The sequence below is a fragment of the Paralimibaculum aggregatum genome, from assembly GCF_030270585.1.
Classification (GTDB): Bacteria; Pseudomonadota; Alphaproteobacteria; order Rhodobacterales; family Rhodobacteraceae; genus Thermohalobaculum; species Thermohalobaculum aggregatum.
Genome location: NZ_BSYI01000004.1, coordinates 165,058 through 184,220, shown reverse-complemented (window position 1 = coordinate 184,220; position 19,163 = coordinate 165,058). Strand labels below are relative to the sequence as shown.

The window sequence follows — 19,163 nt, the reverse complement described above, 5'->3', positions numbered from 1 at the left end:
CATGGCAGGGATCAGCCGCGTTGCCTTGTTCGGTAAGCTTAACTCGCTCGGCTACCGGGCCATCGAGAGCGCCACGGTGTTCTGCAAGATGCGAGGCAATCCGTATGTGGAGATGGTGCACTGGGTCCATCAGATCCTGCAGCACCAGGACAGCGACATCCACCGCATCGCCAAGCATTTCGAGCTCGATGCGGCGGGGCTGGCGCGCGATCTGACCGCGGCGCTCGACAACCTGCCGCGCGGGGCCTCCTCGATCTCGGATCTCTCGCACCATCTCGAGGCGACGGTGGAGCGGGCCTGGGTCTATGCCTCGCTCGGGCACAAGTCCCCGGTGGTGCGCACCGGCCACCTGATCCTCGGCATGGCCAAGACGCCGGACCTGATGAACGTGCTGAACGCGATCTCCGGGCAGTTCAAGAAGGTCAAGGCGGACGAGCTCGACGAGAGCTTCGACAGGATCGTCGAGGGCTCGCCGGAGGACCACCTGAACCCGAAGGACGGCACCCAGGTCGGCGGCGGCGCGGTGCCGGGCGAGGCCAGCGGCGCGATGGCGCCGGCGCAGATGGGCAAGGAGGAGGCGCTCAAGCAGTTCTGCGTCGATCTCACCGAGAAGGCGCGCAAGGGCGAGATCGACGAGATCGTCGGCCGCGACGAGGAGATCCGCCAGATCGTCGACGTGCTGATGCGGCGGCGCCAGAACAACCCGATCCTCACCGGCGAGGCGGGCGTCGGCAAGACCGCGGTGGTGGAGGGCTTCGCCAACCGCATCGCGCGGGGCGACGTGCCGCCGGCGCTGAAGGAGGCGCGGCTGCTGATGCTCGATGTCGGGCTGCTGCAGGCCGGCGCCTCGATGAAGGGCGAGTTCGAGGAGCGCCTGCGCTCGGTGATCGAGGAGGTGCAGGCGAGCCCGACCCCGGTGATCACCTTCATCGACGAGACCCACACGCTGGTCGGCGCCGGCGGGGCGGCAGGCACCGGCGATGCGGCCAACCTGCTGAAACCGGCGCTCGCCCGCGGCACGCTGCGCACCATCGGCGCGACGACCTGGGCCGAGTACAAGAAGCATATCGAGAAGGACCCGGCCCTCACCCGCCGCTTCCAGGTGGTGAAGGTCGACGAGCCGGACGAGCACAAGGCGATCCTGATGATGCGCGGCATCGCCTCGATGCTGGAGAACCACCACAAGGTGCAGGTGCTGGACGAGGCGCTCTCCGCCTCGGTCAAGCTCTCGGCGCGCTACATCCCGGCGCGGCAGCTGCCGGACAAGTCGGTCAGCCTGCTCGACACCGCCTGCGCCCGCGTCGCGGTCAGCCAGCACGCGGTTCCGGCGGAGGTCGATGACAGCCGCCGCCGCATCCAGGCCTTCGACACCGAGCTTGAGATCATCGGGCGCGACGAGAGCGCCGGGCTCGACGTGACCGACCGGCGCGAGGCGATCTCCGGCGCCCGTGCCGACGAGCAGGGCCGGCTCGACACGCTGGAGGAACGCTGGGCGGCGGAGAAGGCGCTGGTCGAGACCATCCTCGAGCTGCGCGCCAAGCTGCGCGAGGGCGGCGGCGCGGTCGAGGGCGCCGAGGCGGTCGAGCCGCCCGAGGGCTCCGAGATGTCGGAGGCCGAGCGCGCCGAGGTGGTCGCCGAGCTGCGGGCCAAGCAGGCCGAGCTGCACACGCTGCAGGGCGAGAGCCCGCTGATCCTGCCGATCGTCGACGAGGGCGCGGTGGCCGGCGTGGTCGCGGACTGGACCGGCATCCCGGTCGGCCGCATGGTCAAGGACGAGATCGCCAATGTCCTGAACATCGCCAACGTGCTGAACAAGCGCGTGATCGGGCAGGACCACGCGATGCACATGATCGCCAAGCGCATCCAGACCAGCCGCGCCCAGCTCGACAACCCGAACAAGCCGATCGGCGTCTTCCTGCTCGCGGGCACCAGCGGCGTCGGCAAGACCGAAACCGCGCTCGCCCTGGCCGAGGCGATGTATGGCGGCGAGACCAACATCGTCACCATCAACATGAGCGAGTTCCAGGAGGCACATACGGTCTCGACCCTGAAGGGCGCGCCGCCGGGCTATGTCGGCTATGGCGAGGGCGGCATCCTCACCGAGGCGGTGCGGCGCAAGCCCTATTCGGTGGTGCTGCTCGACGAGGTCGAGAAGGCGCATCCGGACGTGCACGAGATCTTCTTCCAGGTCTTCGACAAGGGCGTGATGGAGGATGGCGAGGGCCGGCTGATCGACTTCAAGAACACGCTGATCCTGCTGACCTCGAATGTCGGCTCGGACCTGATCATGGACATGTGCTCCGACCCGGACCTGCTGCCGGAGCCGGAGGGCATCGCCAAGGCGCTGCGCGAGCCGCTGCTCAAGGTCTTCCCCGCGGCGCTGCTCGGGCGGCTGGTGACGATCCCCTACTATCCGCTCAGCCCGCACATGATCGCCGAGATCACCAAGCTGCAGCTCGGCCGCATCCAGAAGCGGGTGAAGGAGAGCCACGGCGTGCCGTTCGAGTATACCGACGCGGTGGTGGAGACCATCGTCAACCGCTGCCAGGAGCTCGAGAGCGGCGGGCGGATGATCGACGCGATCCTGACCAACACCATGCTGCCGGCGATCTCGGGCGAGTTCCTGCGCCGGATGATGGAGGGCGAGGAGATCAAGCGGGTGTCGGTCGATATCGCCGAGGGCGATTTCGCCTACGAGTTCGGCTGAGACAGGCGGGCGCAGCCGGTGCCGCGGTGTGTCGCATCACCCCGCGACGCCGCGTCAAAGGGTTGCGTTTTCTGCGTAATTTTGCGAACAATCCGGTTGAGGAAGTTCGCGTAACACCCTGCACTGCGCGCCCGGAATGTCTCCGGGGGCGCATCATGCGGATGCCGGGGGGAGGGCGCCGATGGCCAGCGAGAATGCCGAGGAGCCGATTGGGCCTCGCGAGCGCGTGCGCCAGATGGTGGACAGCGCGCCCTTCAACAACGCGATCTTCGCGGTCATCATCCTCAATGTCGTCGCGCTGATCCTCGGCCAGTCGGAGACCCTGACCGGCGAGTTCAGCGACATCTTCGTCGGCATCCACAAGTTCAGCCTCGGCGTCTTCGTGCTCGAGATGGCGCTGAAGCTCTATGCCTATCGCGGCTCGTTCTTCCGCTCGCCGTGGAACATCTTCGACCTGGTTATCGTGATCGTGGCTCTGGTGCCGGCGATCGGCAACATGTCGATGCTGCGGCTGGTGCGCGTGGCGCGGGCGCTGCGGCTGGTCTCGGCCTATCGCTCGCTCAACAGCCAGGATGCGGCGCTCGAGGAGCTCGAGGGGCTCGACCCCAATTCGGCGCGGGCGCGGATCCGCGCGGTGCTGGAGCGGCCGGAGGCGCGCAACTTCATCCTCGCGGTGATCGTGCTCAACGGCTTCCTGCTCGGCGTCACCACCAGCCAGAAGCTTTCGCAGGAGTCGCTGCTGATCGTCGAGATCATCGACAAGATCGTCATCTTGATCTTCGTCGTCGAGATGCTGCTCAAGCTCTACGCCTACCGGATGCGCTTCTTCGCCAGCGCCTGGAACCTCTTCGACCTCGTGGTGGTGATCGTCTCGCTGCTGCCGCAGACCGACACGCTCTCGGTGCTGCGCGGCATGCGGGTGATCCGGGCGCTGCGGGTGATGTCGGCGATCCCGCAGATGCGGGAGGTGGTGATGGCGCTGGTCGATGCGCTGCCCGGCATGGGCGCGGTCACCCTGCTGCTGGGCGTGATCTACTACATCTTCGGCATCATGGCGACGCTGTGGTTCGGCGAGGCCTTCCCGCAATGGTTCGGCACGCTCGGCGAGTCGCTATACTCGCTATTCCAGATCATGACGCTGGAGAGCTGGTCGATGGGCATCGTGCGCCCGGTGATGGAGGTCTTCCCCTGGGCCTGGGCCTTCTTCGTGCCCTTCATCACGATGACGGCCTTCGCGGTGCTCAACCTCTTCATCGGTATCCTCGTGAACGCGATGCAGGCGGCGGTGGAGGCCGAGACCGAGGAGGAGCTCGAGCGGCTGCGCGATCTGGTGCGCACCGAGAACGCCGCGGTGGCGGAGCAGATCGAGGCGATGCACGAGGATATCCGGCGGCTGTCGATCCAGCTTGCCGAGGCGCAGGATCGGGGGCCACACGGCGGCGCCTGATCGGCTCCGCAACGGGGCAAGAAGCTTGCGCACCAGCTGCTTGGGTGCGACAACCTTGGGGAAGGCCGGCTGCGGGCAAGCACCTGTCTGCCGGCACTTTGGAGGGGGCCGGGCCCGCGGGAACTTGGGCGCGGAAAGGCGGTATTTTCGGAGGCTGGCATGGTCGCGACGGATATTGAACCCCAGGGGGCCGAGGACCCGGACCGACCGGAGGGGGAGCTGGATTTCGGCACCCTGACGGTGCCGGACAGTCCGGCCGGCGTTGCCGAGCCCCGCACCAAGTTCCGCATCGCGGTTCTGGGGGATTTCTCGGCGCGCGCCAATCGCGGCATGCTGGAGGTCGGCGAGGAGCTGGCCAAGCGCAAGCCGATGAAGCTGGATGTCGACACCATCGACGAGGTGATCTCGCGGTTCCGCACGCAGCTGACGCTGCCGATCGGGCCGGGGGGCGGCGCGGTCGAGGTCGAGCTCGGCAGCATCGATGACCTGCACCCGGACGAGCTCTACGAGAATGTCGAGGCGTTCCAGGAGCTGCAGAACCTGCGCATGATGGTGACCCGCGGGCGGGCCGACAGCGTGCTCGAGGAGCTGCGCGCGCTCGGGGCCGAGCTCGGCGGGCGCACCCAGCCGCCGCGGCGCCGCGCCAAGGGCGCGCAGGTGCCGGCGGATCTCAAGCTCTCGGAGTTTGCCCAGCTGATCGGCGCCGAGGCCGAGGCCAGGCCCGCGGTGAGCTCGGCGGACGACATCATCAGGCAGATGGTGGCACCCTATGTGGTGAAGGCGCCGGACCCGGACATCCCGGCGATGACCGCGGCGGTGGACGAGGCGCTCTCGGCGATGATGCGCGGGCTCCTGCACAGCCCGGACTTCCAGGCGGTGGAGAGCGCCTGGCGCTCGCTCGACCTGCTGGCCCGGCGCATCGAGACCGGCGGCGGGCTGGAGATCGTGGTCTACGACGTCGCCGCCGAGGAGCTGGCGATCGATCTCGCGGTGGCCAGCGACCTCTCGGAGAGCGGCATGTTCGGCATGCTGGCCGAGAAGCCGGGCCTCGACATCGCGCAGGGCGGGATCTCGGCGGTGATCGGGCTCTACCAGTTCGAGGAGACGCCGCCGCATGCCGAGCTGCTCGGGCGGATCGCCAAGATCGCGGCCTATATGGACGCGCCCTTCGTCGCCTCGATCACCTCGAAGGTCTTCGACACCAAGACCGACGACCTGCACCCGCTGGTGAAGGACGCCTTCGCCAAGCTGCGGGCGCTGCCGGAGGCGGCCTATGTCGCGCTCGCCGCGCCGCGCTTCATGCTGCGCCAACCCTATGGCAGCCGGACCGATCCGGTGGACCCCTTCGACTTCGAGGAGTTTACCCGGCGCGAGGGGCTCAAGGGCATGCTCTGGGCCAACCCGGCGGTGCTGGTCGGGGCGCTGCTCGGCGCGGCCTGGGTGAAGGGCTCGGGCAAGGTCAAGCTCGGCGAGGTGATGACCCTCGACGACATCCCGTTCTACTACATCAACGACGAATACGGCGACCAGATCGCGCTGCCCTGCACCGAGCGGCTGCTGACCGAGAAGACGGTGGCGGAGGCCTCGCAGCGGAGCTTCATGCCGGTGATCTCGCTCCAGGGGCGCAACGAGGTGCGGCTCGGCTCCTTCCGCTCGCTGGCGGGCGGCGAACTGGCCGGTCCCTGGTCGGAAAACGCGGTCGGCGGGCCGGCGGCGGCGAAGGCCCGCGCGGCGACCGTTACGGCGGCGGCTGCGGGGGCGGCGGCACCTGCGGCGGCGGCGGCGCCCGCACAGGCCGAGGTCGCGGCGGCTGCGGAGCCCGAGGAGGAGGAGCCGCCGCTCCTGCCGGGCGGGGACGACGACGATCTCGATGCGCTGCTCGCGAGCCTCGACGATCCGCCCGAGGACACCGAGCCGATGAGCGAGGAGGAGGAGAAGGGCACCGACGATCTCGACGCCCTGCTCGCCACGCTCGACCCGCCGGCAGAGGATGAGGAGGTCGCGGATCTCGACGATCTCGACGCGATGCTGGCCAGCCTGGACGAGCCCGCGGCCGAGGAGGAGGCGCCTGCCGAGGATGCCGAGGACGCGGGCGCCGAGGAAGAGGGCGGCGACGACGACCTCGACGCGCTGCTCGCCTCGTTCTCCGACGAGGATGAGGCGCCGGCTGAGGACGACGACGCGGTCGATGACGAACTGGACGCGCTACTGAAGGACCTGTGATGGATATGAACACCGGCGAAGGCGATGGCGGCAGCGAGAAGCCCTGGGACCGCTACGAGATCGTGATCGTCTCCATGAACCAGCGCTTCTGGCTGTGGCGGGGGGATGCGTATCTGCAGCGGATGCTGCGCGGCGAGAGCGATGTGCCCTGGCCGATCGGCTGCGTGGTGATCGACGACCCGCGCAAGCTGAACCGGGTGGTGCCGGACGACGTGGATCTGGGGGATCTCTGGATGATCAACGCCATGGCAATGGCGAACATGCGCTCGGAGGAGCGCGTGGTGGACATCTACCCCGAGCTCTGACGTCAGGCTCGGGTCCGCTTTCTGAGGAAAGGACAACGCGATGCCCCAGGATGTGCAACGCATAGGGCGTTCGATAAAGTTCTCCGCCGGGTTCGAGCCGCACGAGAAGGCGAAGCTGGTGCGTGCCGAGGTGCGCGAGGGGCTCTCGCAGATCACCGAGCTCGACATGGATTTCATGATCGAGGGCACGGCCGGCAAGGATGTCGATGTCAACACGATGGTCGGCAAGCTGATCACGATCGAGCTCGAGATCAAGGACCCCGACAACGGCATCGACACCACGAAGTACTTCACGGCGCATATCATCGAGGTGAGCTTCGAGCGCGTGCTCGAGGGCGAGGCGCTGTATTCGGCACGCTGCCGCAACTGGCTCTGGTTCCTGACCCGGACCACGGACTGCCGGATCTTCCAGAACATGAGCGCCGAGGAGATCATCACCGCGGTGTTCTCGGAATACGGCTTCGAGAGCACCAACCACCTCTCCAAGGCGAGCCTCTCGGGGCGCGGCGCGGACCAGCGGGTGTTCTGCGTGCAGTATCGCGAGACGGATTACGACTTCGTCTACCGCCTGATGGTCGAGGAGGGCATCACCTACTACGTCAAGCACGAGAGCGGGAAGGACATCGTCCACCTCGTCGGCGCGGCGGCGCAGCTGCCCGACCACGAGCCGAAGGAGTTCGAGTTCCACAAGGAGGACGACGCCGCCCAGACCCGGCCCGACTTCGTCTGGGACTGGAGCGAATATGCCCATGTGCATACCGCCCAGGTGACGCTGAACGATTTCGACTTCCGCAAGCCGAACACCGAGCTGATGCTCACCAGCAAGGCGACGCCGGAATACACGCTGCACAACAAGTACGAGGTCTACGACTACCCGGGACGGTATTACGATGATACGATCGGGACGGTCATCACCGAGACCCGGCAGCAGGCGCATGCGGCGCAGTTCCGGCGCTTCAGCGGCGAGTGCAGCGTGCGCTGGCTCGCCACCGGGCACCGCTTCACCCTCGCCAAGCATGTCCGCGAGTCGCTCAACATCGAGTATTTCGTGGTCGAGGCCGTGCATCAGATGCAGATCGAGTCGGACTACGACGACGGCGCGCTGAAGGACACGCTGCTCGGGCGCAACCTGCGCCACGAGTTCTCCAAGATGCGCGCCGAGGGGCCGGAGGAGGAGGACGGGAAATATCCGCAGGCGCCGCGGCCCTATCGCGTGCTGTTCGCGGCGCAGAAGCATGGCGGCACGGTGGGCAACGAGTTCCGCCCGCCCTATCCCTGCCGCCGGCCGGTGATCGCCGGGCTGCAGACCGCGACGGTGGTCGGCCCGCAGGACGACGAGATCTACACCGATGCCTATGGCCGGGTGAAGGTGCACTTCCACTGGGACCGCCTCGGCGAGCGCAACGAGAACGACAGCTGCTGGATCCGCAAGGCCGAGCCCTGGACCGGCGCCGGCTGGGGCATGCAGTGGATCCCGCGGGTCGGCCAGGAGGTCGTCGTGCAGTTCGAGGAGGGCGACCCCGACCGGCCGATGATCGTCGGCATGCTGTTCAACAACGCCAAGACCTATCCGACCTTCCGCGGCAAGGACGAGGCCAAGGCGACGCTGACCAGCCAGGACGAGGACGGCAACTCGCTGGCCTCGGCGCTGCCGGCGAACAAGACCATGATGGGCTGGACCACGCGCTCCACCAAGGGCGGCAAGGCCGGCACCTTCCACGAGCTGGTCTTCGAGGACAAGCTGAACGCCGAGTTCGTCCGCTTCCAGTCCGAGCGCGACTTCAAGTCGATCGTGAAGAACAACGCGGAATACACCTACGGGCTGGAGCACAAGGACAAGGGCGACGTCACCATCACCATCCACAACAGCCTGACCGAGACGCTGAACGAGGGCGACCACAAGTTCACCGTCTCGAAGGGCAAGGAGGACTACACGGTCGAGAAGGACCGGACGGTAACGGTCAATGCCAACCACATCGAGACCATCGCCAAGGACCAGACCTCGACGATCTCCGGCAACCAGGACATCACCGTCAGCAAGTCGCAGTCCACCACGGTGACGCAGAAGATCACCACCAAGGCGAACTCGAAGATCACGCTGAAATGCGGCGGCTCCACCATCGAGATGACCCCGAGCAAGATCTCGATCAGCTCGGTGCAGGTGGAGATCAACGGGTCGGCCTCGGCCAAGCTGCTGGGTGGCAAGGCAGAGGTGACCGGCACCGGGATGGTCATGGTCGGCGCGCCCGTGGTCAAGATCAACTGAGGCACGGAGGCATGCGATGATCGACGCCATGATGTTCGAGGGCCTCAAGAAGATGCCGGAGCGGCCGGGCCTGGCGGTGATGAAGGCGACCAACACCAAGCTCGAGACCAGGCTGACCGTGGACCCGAGGGCCAGCATCGGGGAGCTGCTGCAGGCGCTCGAGGGCCAGCGCGGGCTCTCGCTCTCGGCCGAGGTCGACATGCTCAAGGTGCTCTCCCACACCCTGCCGCCGCGCGAGGCGGTGTGGTGGAGCTGCCTCTCGGCGCGCGACGTGGTGGGCCACGGCGAGACCCTGACCGAGGGGCCGCTCTTCGCCGCCGAGAGCTGGGTCTTCAAGCCCAGCGACGAGAACCGGCGCAAGGCCTTCGAGGCGACGCAGAAGGCGCCGCAGGACGATCCGTCGATCCTCGCGGCGCTGGGCGCGGTCTATGCCTCCGGCACCTACGGGCCGGACGATCTCGAGGACATGGAGGTGCCGCCCGGCATCTTCGGCAACGTGGTCTTCGGACAGGTGCTGGCCTCGCTCGACGTCGCCGGCGATGTCGACGGGCTGGTCTGGATGGGGATGCTGATCGAGCGCGGGCTCGACATCGCCAAGGGCGGCAACGGCAAGGCGATCCCGGTTCCGGAGCCGGAGCCCGAACCCGCGGAATGAGGCCGGCATGCGGCGGCGGGCGAGGCGGGCGGCTTGCCTGCGCGGCGTCCTGCGGGCAGACTGTCGGGGCGGTTGCCGTGCCGCCGCGAGGAGGAGGAACGCGACCATGACGCTGCCGGCCGCCCGGTTCACCGATGTCGTCGCCTGTCCGGCGGTGGCGGGGGCCGTGCCGCATGCCGGCGTGACACAGGAGCCGCAGGGGCCGGCCGCCGCGCCGGCATCCTTCATGGCCCGGTCCCGGCCGGGCGGCCGGGCGATCCGCGTCGGCGCTCCGGCGATGATCGTCGGGGGCGCGGCCGCGGTGCGGGCCGGCTGCCGGCCGCAGGCATGGCCGTGCGGCCGCGCGGCGCATGGCGGACTGATCGCGGCCCCCGGCGCGCCGACGGTGCCGCTCGGTGGCTGACGGAAGATTTGGGGAGACGTAAATGGGCTTCACGCTTCGGCCCACCGGCTCGGGGGTCATCCCGGGCGATCTCGGCCCGACCGAGATGACCGGCGGAGCGCTCACCATCGGGCGCAGCGAGGAGAACGACATCGTGCTGCCCGATCCCGAGCGCTTCGTCTCCAAGCGCCACTGCGTGATCGAGCAGCGCGGCAACGACTATTTCCTGATCGACACCTCGGCCAACGGCACCTTCATCAACCATGCCGCGGACCGGGTGGGCGACCATCCGATGCCGCTGACCGATGGCGACATCATCACCATGGGGCAGTACGAGCTGCGCGTGGAGATCGCGCAGGATCTCGGCGCCTGGCCGCAGCATGATCCGCTCGACGACCTGCCGCCGCCGGTGGAGGCGACCTCGATCGCCCAGGGTGTCGGCGGGCGCGGCCCGATGGCCGCCAACGAGGAGATCGAGGACCCGGTCGGCGGCGACCTGATGGACATTCTCGACGGCCCCGGCGGCGGCGGTTCGCGGGGCAGTGCCGGCGGCGCCTTCCTGCCGGAGGATTCGCTGATACCGGACGACGAGGACCCGTTCCGCCCCAACGACCCGCTCGCCGGGCCCGGTGGCAAGGAGGTGCGCGGCGATCCGATGCGCGCCGGCATGCTGCCGGATGACGACATCCTCGGGCCCGGCGGCGAGGCCGACGAGGAGGCCTGGTTCAAGCAGGGCTCGCGGGGCGACCACGTGCCGGAGATGGAGCACCACTTCAAGCCGCCCGAGACCCATGGCGGCGCGCCCGGCGGCGGTGCGCCCGCGCGCGGCGGCGCGCTGATCCCGGACGATTTCGAGGACGAGTTCGGCGGCCCGATCGCGCCGCCTTCGGCAAAGCCGGCGGCCGGGGCAGGGGGGCCGCCCGGCGGCGGCATCGGCGGCGACCCGCTCGGCGATCTGGCACCGCCTGCGCCGGCGCAGGATGCGCTCGACCTGCCGCCGCTCGAGGACGAGGAGGAGGCGCCCTTCGCGCCGCCGCCAAAGGCCGCGCCGCCCGCAATGCCCGCGGTTCCCGCGGCGCCTGCGGCAGAAGTCCCGCCGCCGGCCGCGGCGGCGGCTCCGGCGCCCGAGCTGCCGCCCCTGCCCGACCCCGCACCGCCACCCGCGGCGGCCCCGCCACAGCCGCAGCCACAGCCGCAACCGCAGCCGCAACCCCGGCCGGCGCCGGCCGCCCGGCCCGCTCCCGGCGGCGCGCCGGCGGGCGGCGGCGATGCCGCGCGGGCCTTCCTGCGCGCCGCCGGGACCGAGAACCTCAACATCTCCGATGCCGAGCTCGAGGCGACGATGGAGCGCGCCGGGCTCGCCTTCCGCACCATGGTGGTGGGTCTGCGCGAAGTGCTGATGACGCGAAAATCGCTCAAGGACGAGCTCCGCGTCAGCCAGACCCAGATCCAGGCCGAGGGCAACAACCCGCTCAAGTTCTCGGTCAGCCCCGAGCAGGCGATGGAGGCGATGGTGCGCCCGGCGGTGCCCGGCTACCTGCCGAGCGACCGCTCCGCCGCGCAGGCGCTGCAGGACATCAAGGCGCATGAGGTCGCGATGATGTCGGGTATCCAGGCGGCGCTCAAGGCGATCCTGGTGCGGCTCGACCCGGCGGCGCTCGAGGGCCGGCTGGAGCGCTCCAGCAGCGGCGTCGGCGGCCTGCTCGGCAACAAGAAGGCGCGCTACTGGGAGCTCTACGAGGAGCTCTATGGCGAGATCGCGCGCGAGGCGGAGGACGATTTCCACAACCTCTTCGGCCGGGAGTTCGCCCGCGCCTACGAACAGCAGCTCAAGAAGCTCTAGACGCCCAGCCCCACGGGTCCGCCGCGGCCCGACAAGCGACAGGAGATCCGACCCATGCTCTCTGCCCGCCCGCTCTCCCTCATCGGCTTCGGCCTGGTCCTGGCGCTGGCCGGCTGCGCCGAGCCGCCGCCGCCGCCGCAGCCGACCACCGTGGCGCTGAAGATCACCGGCGGCCCGGCCATGAACGGCGGCGTGCCGGCCAAGGTGAAGGTCTACTATCTGACCGCCGATGCGAACTTCAAGGCGCAGGACTTCTTTGCGCTCTACGACAACGGCCCGGCGACGCTGGGCGCCGATCTGGTGACGGTGGACGAGTATCTGCTGGCACCGGGGCAGAGCGTCGAGGACACCAAGACCTTCGACCGCGCGGTGCCGCATATCGGCGCCGTGGTGGGGCTGCGCAACATCGACCAGCCGGGCTGGCGCGCCACCGGGGATCTCGCGCCGCGGGCGCCGAACGCGGTGGCGCTGACCATCGACGGCGGCGGCGCGAAGTTCGGCGCGGGCGGGGGCGGCGGCGCCGATCCTCTGGCCAAGGCGGCCGGCGACGTGGCCGGCGCGGCGGTCGAGGCCGGTGCCGGCGCGGCGGCCGGGGGCGCGGATGCGGCGCTCGGCGCGGCGCAGGAGGCGGCCGCCGGCGCGGCCACCGAGGCGGCGACGGGGGCGGCCACCGGGGCCGCGACCGATGCGGCCTCGTCGATCACCTCCGCCTTCGGGGGCTGAGGACGGACGATGCGACGCCTGCCGGGCGACGCCTGAGGGGAAGACGGGGAAGACAACGTGTCCTGGGACAACAAGGTCATCTGGAATGAGGGGCTGTTTCTGCAGCCCCACCATCTGCAGCAGCAGACGCGCTATACCGAGGCGCTTGTCGGACAGGTCACGCGGGCGGCGACCCCCTATCCCTGGGGGCTCACCGAGTTCGTGCTCGACGACGACGTGCTGAAGATCGGCAAGCTCGCGGTGAAGTCCTGTGCCGGGATCACCCCGGACGGGGCCTCGTTCCGGGTGCCGCAGGCCGACATGCACCCGCCGGCGATGGATGTGCCGGCGGAGGCCAAGAACACCGTGGTCTACCTCACCATCCCGATGCGCCGGCAGGGGGCGATGGAGATCGTGCTCGACGAATCCGAGCCCACGGCGGCGCGCTTTTCCGCCGAGGAGATCGAGGTCAGCGACGTGGCCGGCCGCGATCGCCGGCCGGTCACCATCGCCATCGGCAAGATGCGCCTGGCGCTCGCGCTCGACATGGACGACCTCTCCGACATGCTGGCGATCCCGGTGGCGCGGGTGATCGAGGTGCGCCCGGACGGCTCGCTGGTGCTCGACCGCGCCTTCATCCCGACGGTGATGGACATGCGCGCCGCGCCGGCGCTGGCCGGCTTCATGCGCGAGCTCGAGGGCATGGTGAACCAGCGCGGCAAGTCGCTGGCGGAGCGGCTCTCGGCAACCTCCGGCGCGCGCGGGGCGGCGGATATCGCGGATTTCCTGCTGCTGATCATCAGCAACCGGGCGCTGCCGACGATCCGCCATCTCGGCAGCATCGAAAACGCGCATCCCGAGCGGGTCTATGCCTATTGCTGCGAGCTGGCGGGCGAGTATGCCGCCTTCATGGCGCCGGACAAGCGGGTGCCGGAGTTTCCGGCCTATGACCATGCCGACCTGACCACGGTATTCCAGCCGGTGATGCGGGCGCTGCGGCAGTATCTCTCCACCACCATGGACGACCGCGCCGTGGCGATCCCGCTCGAGGAGCGCAAATACGGCGTGCGGGTGGGCGTGATCGCCGACAAGCGGCTGCTCACGGGGGCGACCTTCGTGCTCGCCGCCAGGGCCGACATCCCGGCCGAGAAGGTGCGCCGGCTGATGCCGGACCAGGCCACGATCGGGCCGGTCGAGGAGATCCGCACGCTGGTCAACTCGGCCCTCGGCGGTGTCGGGCTGCGGCCGATGCCCGTCGCGCCGCGGCAGATCCCGTTCCATGCAGGTGTTGTGTATTTCGAGTTGGACAGCGATAGTCCTAAGTGGAAGCAGCTGAGCACATCCGGGGGCCTCGCCATCTTCGTGGCCGGCGACTTCCCCGGCTTGACCCTGGAGCTATGGGCGATCCGCAACTAGCGCGTTGAACCGGGAGGCTTGAGATGAGCCAGGACGATCCGTTTGCCGAACCAGGCGATACCGAGAAAACCGTCATCCGCCCGATCCAGCCGCAGCGGCCCGCAGCGCCCCAGCAGCCGGCGCCGAACTATCCCCCGGCCGGCGCGCCGCAGCCCGCCGCGCCGCAGCAGGCCATGGTGGCGCCGCAGGCGACCGCCGCGGGGGCCAGCGTCGGCATCGACGCGGCGCTCTCGGGCATCAACAAGATGACCGCCGCCGCGGCGCCGCTGTTCGCGCTGGTCGGCCGCATCCGCAACCGGGCGCAGCACGCCAACCCCGAGGCGCTGCACCAGAGCGTGGTGCGCGAGATCCGCGCCTTCGAGCAGCGCGCGCTGGAACAGGGTGTCGAGGTGCAGCAGCTGCGCATCGCGCGCTACCTGATCTGCGCCACCATCGACGATGTGGTGCTCAACACCCCCTGGGGCGGGCAGAGCAGCTGGAACAAGCAGTCGCTCGTGATCACCTTCCACAAGGAGGCGGTGGGCGGCAACCGGGTGTTCGACCTGCTCGAGCGGCTCGAGAAGGAGCCGGGGCGGCATCGCGAGCTGCTGGAGTTCCTCTATGTCTGCCTCTCGCTCGGCTTCGAGGGGCGGCTGCGCTCCGGCATCGACGCCGGCGGGCCGGAGAAGCACTACACCCTGCGCGACAACCTCGCCCGGCTGATCCGCAGCCAGCGCGGGGATATCGAGCGCGGGCTCTCGCCGCGCTGGCAGGGGGCCGGGGTGCCGCACCGGCCGCTCTCGGCCTGGGCGCCGATCTGGATGATCTCGGGCGGCACCGGAGCGCTGCTGGTGCTGATGTTCCTGACCTTCACCTGGCTGCTCGGCGGGCAGACCGAGCGGGTGCAGGGCGAGCTGGCCTCGCTGGTGCCGAGCGCGCCGGTCGGCTTCGCGCGCGTCGCGCCCGAACCGCCGCCGCCGCCCCCGCCGCCGCCGCCGCCGCCGGGCGCCAAGGATGTCGAGGTCAGCCAGTTCGCGCAGATCAGCGGCTTCCTGAAGCCCGAGGTCGAGGCCGGCCTCGTCGAGGTGATCGAGAAGGGCAACACGGTGACGGTGCGGATCAAGGGCGCCGGCATGTTCGCCTCGGCCTCCGACCGGCTGCAGCCTGAGTACGAGCAGCTCGTGCAGCGGATCGGCGAGGAGCTTGCCAAGCGCAAGGAGGATCCGCGCCAGAGGACCAGCCCGGAGGAGCTCGACCCGGTGCCGGTGCATCCCGGGCAGGTGCTCGTCGTCGGCCATTCCGACGGCGACCCGATCAGCACCTCGCGCTTCCCGAACAACACCGCGCTCTCGCTGAAGCGGGCCGAAGCGGTGATGCAGCGGCTGCAGGCGGTGATGCTCGATCCGAGCAGGCTGAGGGCCGAGGGGCGGGCGGACAAGGAACCGCTGGTCACTCCCGAACGGACGCGCGAGGACAAGGCGCGCAACCGACGCATCGAGATTGTCCTCATCAAGTCGAGCTGAGTCATGAACATCTTCAGCAACATCCTCTTCGTCTTCGAGCGGTTCATGCGGTCCACCGTGGGCCTGGTGCTGCTCTTCGGCGGCGCCATGATCGCGGTCATCTGGATGTTCGGCCCGATGCTGACCATCGACGAATGGCGGCCGCTCGACACCGAACTCAGCCGGCTGATCGCCATCGGCATCTTCGTGGTGATCCTGATCATCACGCTGATCGTGGTGTTCTGGCTGCGCCGGCGGCGCGAGCGCAATCTCGAGGAGGACATCGCCAAGCAGCCGGCCGAGGCGGTGGCGGAGATCGACCCCTCCGACGAGGCGGCCAAGGGCGAGATCGCCGAGCTGCAGGGGCGGATGAAGCAGGCGCTCGGGATCCTGCGCAAGTCCAAGCTCGGCGGCAAGGGCGGGGCGCGGGCGCTCTACCAGCTGCCCTGGTACATCATCATCGGCCCGCCGGGCGCGGGCAAGACCACCGCGATCGTCAATTCCGGGCTCAAGTTCCCGCTCGCCGACAAGATGGGCAAGGCCGCGGTGGTCGGCGTCGGCGGCACGCGCAACTGCGACTGGTGGTTCACCAACGAGGCGGTGCTGATCGACACCGCCGGGCGCTACACCACGCAGGAGAGCGACGAGGCGCAGGACAGCAAGTCCTGGATCGGCTTCCTCGACCTGCTGAAGAAGAACCGCAAGCGCCAGCCGATCAACGGCGCCATGGTGGCGATCTCGCTCTCCGACCTCTCGCTGCAGGACGAGCAGACCCGGCGCAACCACGCGCTGGCGATCCGCACCCGCCTGCGCGAGCTGCGCGAGAAGCTGGGGGTGCGCTTCCCGGTCTATGTGCTGTTCACCAAGGCCGACCTGATGGCCGGCTTCGCCGAGTTCTACGACCGGCTCAGCAAGGAGGAGCGCGAGCAGGTCTGGGGCTTCACCCTGCCGCTCGAGAAGAAGGATGCCGAGGGCACGCCGCTCAGGTCCTTCGACCAGGAGTTCGACGCGCTGCTGGCCCGGCTCAACGACCGCACCATCGAGCTCCTGCAGCAGGAGGTGGACCATCGCCGGCGGTCGCTGATCTACGGCTTCTCGCAGCAGGTGGAGTCGCTGCGCGGCGTCGCCAAGGAGTTCCTCGGCGAGGTCTTCCAGGACAGCGCCTTCGAGGATCGCCAGCTGGTGCGCGGGGTCTATTTCACCTCCGGCACGCAGGAGGGCACGCCGATCGACCGGCTGATGCGCGGCATGGCGCAGGCCTTCGGCATCGGGCGCCAGGCGGTCGGCACCGGGCAGGGGCAGGGCAAGAGCTACTTCCTCACCACGCTGCTCTCCGACGTGATCTTCGGCGAGGCCGGGCTGGTCTCGGCCGACGACAAGGTGGAGCGGCGCTACAAGTGGATCTTCCGCGGCGCGGTGACGGCGGGCATCCTGGTGGCCGGCGTCTTCGGCGCGCTCTGGACCATGAGCTATCTCGGCAATGACGAGCTGCTGGCGATGTCGCGCTCGGATATCGAGCGCTACCAGGAGGCGGTTGCCGGCATCCAGATCAACCCGGTGGAGGATATCGACGTCGCCTCCGTGGTGCCCGCGCTCAACATCCTGCGCGACATGCCCGGCAACCCGACGGTGAACGACCCCGAGCCGCCGCTCGAGCTGACCTGGGGGCTCTACCAGGGCGACGCGATCGGCACCGAGTCGGCGCAGAGCTACCGCGCCGGGCTCAACAAGCTGCTGCTGCCGCGGCTGCTGCTGCGCCTCGAGAAGCAGATGGAGTCGAACATCAATGCCTCCGATCTGATCTACGAGGGGCTCAAGGTCTATCTCACGCTCGGCCTGCGCGCGCCGAGCGTCGACAAGGAGATGGTCCAGCGCTGGATGCTGGCGGACTGGTCGCTCGCCTTCCCGGGGCCGGCCAATGCGCAGCTCCGCGAGGACCTGATGGTGCATCTCACCGCGCTGATGGACCAGCCGATGCAGGAGCTGCCGCTCAACGGCAACCTCGTCGAGCTGGTGCAGCAGCGCCTGGCCGACCGGCCGCTGGCGGAGCGCATCTACAAGGCGATCATCTCAAGCCCGGCGGCCAAGCAGGTGCCGGACTGGCGGATCACCGATGCCGGCGGGCCGCAGACCACGCGGGTGCTGATCCGTCCCTCGGGCGATCCGCTCTCCGAGGGGGTCGAGGGCATCTACACCTACAAGGGCTGGACCGAGGTCTTCGTCGGCGAGGCGCTCAAGGTGGCGGACCGGATGCGCCGCGAGGCCTGGGTGCTGGGCGAGATCGGCGCGGCCGAGCTCGACGAGGACGCCCTCGGCCGGCTCACCCGCGACGTGCTCAACCTCTACTACGACGACTACGTCAACCGCTGGGACCAGGTGCTGGCGGATATCGACATCATCCCGCCGGCCTCGATCAACGATGCGGTACGCATCACCAACATCCTCTCGGGGGCGAACTCGCCGATCAAGAACATCCTCGAGGATGCCGCGCGCCAGACCGAGCTGACCCGCAAGCCGGGCTCGCCCTCGCTGCTAGATGGCGGCGGCGAGGCGATCGACACCGCCGCCACCGTGGTCGAGCAGAACTTCTTCGCCTCCTTCGATGCGCAGACTGCGGCGATCCTCGGCGCGCTCAGCAGCTCGTCCTCGCCGGGCGGGAGCGGTTCGGCCGAGGCGCCGCCGCCGCCGGGGCAGTATGTCGAGGAGCAGTTCGCCTGGCTCCGCGATCTCGCCGCGCCGCCGGGGCCGGGCGTGCCCTCGCGGGTCGACGACCTCCTGCAGAAGATCAGCGACGTCAACAACGAGCTCAACCAGATGAGCCGCGGCTCCGGGCTGACCCCGGCGGCCGAGGGCGGCGCGGTGATCGAGCTGAAGGAGACCGCGCAGGAGCCGGAGTTCGACCAGGGCCCGCTCAAGCGCTGGGCGATGCAGGTGGTGAACGCCACCGGCGGCTTCGCGGCCGGCACCACGCGGGATGCGCTCAACAAGCGCTGGCAGGCCACCGTGCTGCCGTTCTGCGAGAAGACGATGAACGGGCGCTATCCCTTCGCGCGCACCTCGCGCTCGGACATGGCGCTGCAGGACTTCGGCAAGCTCTTCGGCCCGGGCGGCATGATCGACAGCTTCTTCACCAAGAACCTGCTCGAATATGTCGACACCACCTCGAAACCCTGGCGCTGGAAGCGCGTCGGCGGGGCCGATCTCGGCATCTCGGCGGCGGTGCTGACCCAGTTCCAGCATGCCGGCGATATCCGCGACAGCTTCTTCCTCGGCGCCGGGCTGCCCAAGGTGACCTTCGATCTCAAGCCCTTCGCGCTCGACAGCAAGGCCACCTCGGTGACGCTCGAGGTCGAGGGGCAGCAGCTCGAATACGCCCATGAGGTGCCGCAGGTGACGCCGATGACCTGGCCGGGCTCGGCCGGCGGGCGCACCCGCATCGCCTTCACGCCGCAGCTTCCCAGCGCCGAGAACTCGATGAGCCAGGAAGGCCCCTGGGCCTGGTTCCGCCTGCTCGACTCGGCCGAGGTGCGCCGGACCAACGTGTCCGACCGCTCGCGCGTGGTGTTCAACATCGGCGGGCGGATCGCGGTGTTCCAACTCCGGGCAGGGTCGGCGCTGAACCCGTTCTCGCTGCCTGCGATGCGCAGCTTCCGCTGCGTGAAGTCGCTTTGAGGACCGGGCCGGATGCCGGGGGCGACGACGAGACGACGGGCGGTGTGGAGGTGCGCGCGATCGG

12 protein-coding genes are annotated in these 19,163 nt (G+C 69.2%); all 12 read left to right on the top strand.

Going from position 1 to position 19,163, the window contains the following annotated elements; genetic code table 11:
- Nucleotide 1: 1 nt before the first annotated feature.
- The 12 genes from tssH to tssM all read left to right on the top strand — a co-directional run bounded on the left by tssH (nucleotide 2) and on the right by tssM (nucleotide 19,099).
- The gene (gene tssH / locus QSJ97_RS04005; RefSeq protein ID WP_285670272.1) at nucleotides 2-2,707 is read left to right on the top strand and encodes a type VI secretion system ATPase TssH; all 2,706 of its coding nucleotides are present in this window, start codon (nucleotides 2-4) and stop codon (nucleotides 2,705-2,707) included.
- 181 nt (nucleotides 2,708-2,888) lie between these two features.
- The gene (locus QSJ97_RS24950; protein WP_352231050.1) at nucleotides 2,889-4,154 is read left to right on the top strand and encodes an ion transporter; all 1,266 of its coding nucleotides are present in this window, start codon (nucleotides 2,889-2,891) and stop codon (nucleotides 4,152-4,154) included.
- A 159-nt stretch (nucleotides 4,155-4,313) separates the two neighbouring features.
- Nucleotides 4,314-6,377 carry a type VI secretion system contractile sheath domain-containing protein gene (locus QSJ97_RS03990; protein WP_285670271.1) on the top strand — a complete coding sequence of 688 codons (2,064 nt, stop codon included), beginning with the start codon at nucleotides 4,314-4,316 and terminating at the stop codon, nucleotides 6,375-6,377.
- A complete protein-coding gene (locus QSJ97_RS03985) occupies nucleotides 6,377-6,682 on the top strand; it encodes a hypothetical protein (protein WP_285670270.1) in 306 nt (101 codons plus the stop codon). The genes QSJ97_RS03990 and QSJ97_RS03985 overlap by 1 nt, the downstream gene beginning before the upstream one ends.
- Before the next feature lie 40 nt (nucleotides 6,683-6,722).
- Nucleotides 6,723-8,948, top strand: a complete 2,226-nt coding sequence (locus QSJ97_RS03980) for a type VI secretion system Vgr family protein (RefSeq protein WP_285670269.1) — start codon at nucleotides 6,723-6,725, stop codon at nucleotides 8,946-8,948.
- 16 nt (nucleotides 8,949-8,964) lie between these two features.
- Entirely contained in the window at nucleotides 8,965-9,603 is a 639-nt protein-coding gene (locus tag QSJ97_RS03975; RefSeq protein WP_285670268.1) for a DUF6931 family protein, read from the top strand.
- A 106-nt stretch (nucleotides 9,604-9,709) separates the two neighbouring features.
- A complete protein-coding gene (locus QSJ97_RS03970) occupies nucleotides 9,710-10,006 on the top strand; it encodes a PAAR domain-containing protein (RefSeq protein WP_285670267.1) in 297 nt (98 codons plus the stop codon).
- Nucleotides 10,007-10,028: 22 nt separating this feature from the next.
- Nucleotides 10,029-11,828: a type VI secretion system-associated FHA domain protein TagH gene (tagH, locus tag QSJ97_RS03965; protein ID WP_285670266.1), complete on the top strand. Its 1,800-nt coding sequence runs from the start codon at nucleotides 10,029-10,031 to the stop codon at nucleotides 11,826-11,828.
- A gap of 54 nt (nucleotides 11,829-11,882) precedes the next feature.
- A complete protein-coding gene (tssJ, locus tag QSJ97_RS03960; RefSeq protein ID WP_285670265.1) occupies nucleotides 11,883-12,551 on the top strand; it encodes a type VI secretion system lipoprotein TssJ in 669 nt (222 codons plus the stop codon).
- Between the two features lie 57 nt (nucleotides 12,552-12,608).
- On the top strand, nucleotides 12,609-13,946 hold the full coding sequence (gene tssK / locus QSJ97_RS03955) for a type VI secretion system baseplate subunit TssK (protein WP_285670263.1): 1,338 nt from the start codon (nucleotides 12,609-12,611) through the stop codon (nucleotides 13,944-13,946).
- 23 nt (nucleotides 13,947-13,969) lie between these two features.
- Nucleotides 13,970-15,448, top strand: a complete 1,479-nt coding sequence (gene icmH / locus QSJ97_RS03950) for a type IVB secretion system protein IcmH/DotU (protein WP_285670259.1) — start codon at nucleotides 13,970-13,972, stop codon at nucleotides 15,446-15,448.
- A 3-nt stretch (nucleotides 15,449-15,451) separates the two neighbouring features.
- Entirely contained in the window at nucleotides 15,452-19,099 is a 3,648-nt protein-coding gene (gene tssM / locus QSJ97_RS03945; RefSeq protein WP_285670258.1) for a type VI secretion system membrane subunit TssM, read from the top strand.
- Nucleotides 19,100-19,163: the final 64 nt, after the last annotated feature.

What these genes read in the sequence shown, in the direction of transcription:
- tagH (WP_285670266.1), top strand. Translation starts at nt 10,029, where the DNA reads ATGGGCTTCACGCTTCGGCCCACCGGCTCGGGGGTCATCCCGGGCGAT.
- tssH (WP_285670272.1), top strand. Translation starts at nt 2, where the DNA reads ATGGCAGGGATCAGCCGCGTTGCCTTGTTCGGTAAGCTTAACTCGCTC.
- tssM (WP_285670258.1), top strand. Translation starts at nt 15,452, where the DNA reads ATGAACATCTTCAGCAACATCCTCTTCGTCTTCGAGCGGTTCATGCGG.
- QSJ97_RS03970 (WP_285670267.1), top strand. Translation starts at nt 9,710, where the DNA reads ATGACGCTGCCGGCCGCCCGGTTCACCGATGTCGTCGCCTGTCCGGCG.
- QSJ97_RS24950 (WP_352231050.1), top strand. Translation starts at nt 2,889, where the DNA reads ATGGCCAGCGAGAATGCCGAGGAGCCGATTGGGCCTCGCGAGCGCGTG.
- QSJ97_RS03980 (WP_285670269.1), top strand. Translation starts at nt 6,723, where the DNA reads ATGCCCCAGGATGTGCAACGCATAGGGCGTTCGATAAAGTTCTCCGCC.
- icmH (WP_285670259.1), top strand. Translation starts at nt 13,970, where the DNA reads ATGAGCCAGGACGATCCGTTTGCCGAACCAGGCGATACCGAGAAAACC.
- tssJ (WP_285670265.1), top strand. Translation starts at nt 11,883, where the DNA reads ATGCTCTCTGCCCGCCCGCTCTCCCTCATCGGCTTCGGCCTGGTCCTG.
- QSJ97_RS03985 (WP_285670270.1), top strand. Translation starts at nt 6,377, where the DNA reads ATGGATATGAACACCGGCGAAGGCGATGGCGGCAGCGAGAAGCCCTGG.
- QSJ97_RS03975 (WP_285670268.1), top strand. Translation starts at nt 8,965, where the DNA reads ATGATCGACGCCATGATGTTCGAGGGCCTCAAGAAGATGCCGGAGCGG.
- QSJ97_RS03990 (WP_285670271.1), top strand. Translation starts at nt 4,314, where the DNA reads ATGGTCGCGACGGATATTGAACCCCAGGGGGCCGAGGACCCGGACCGA.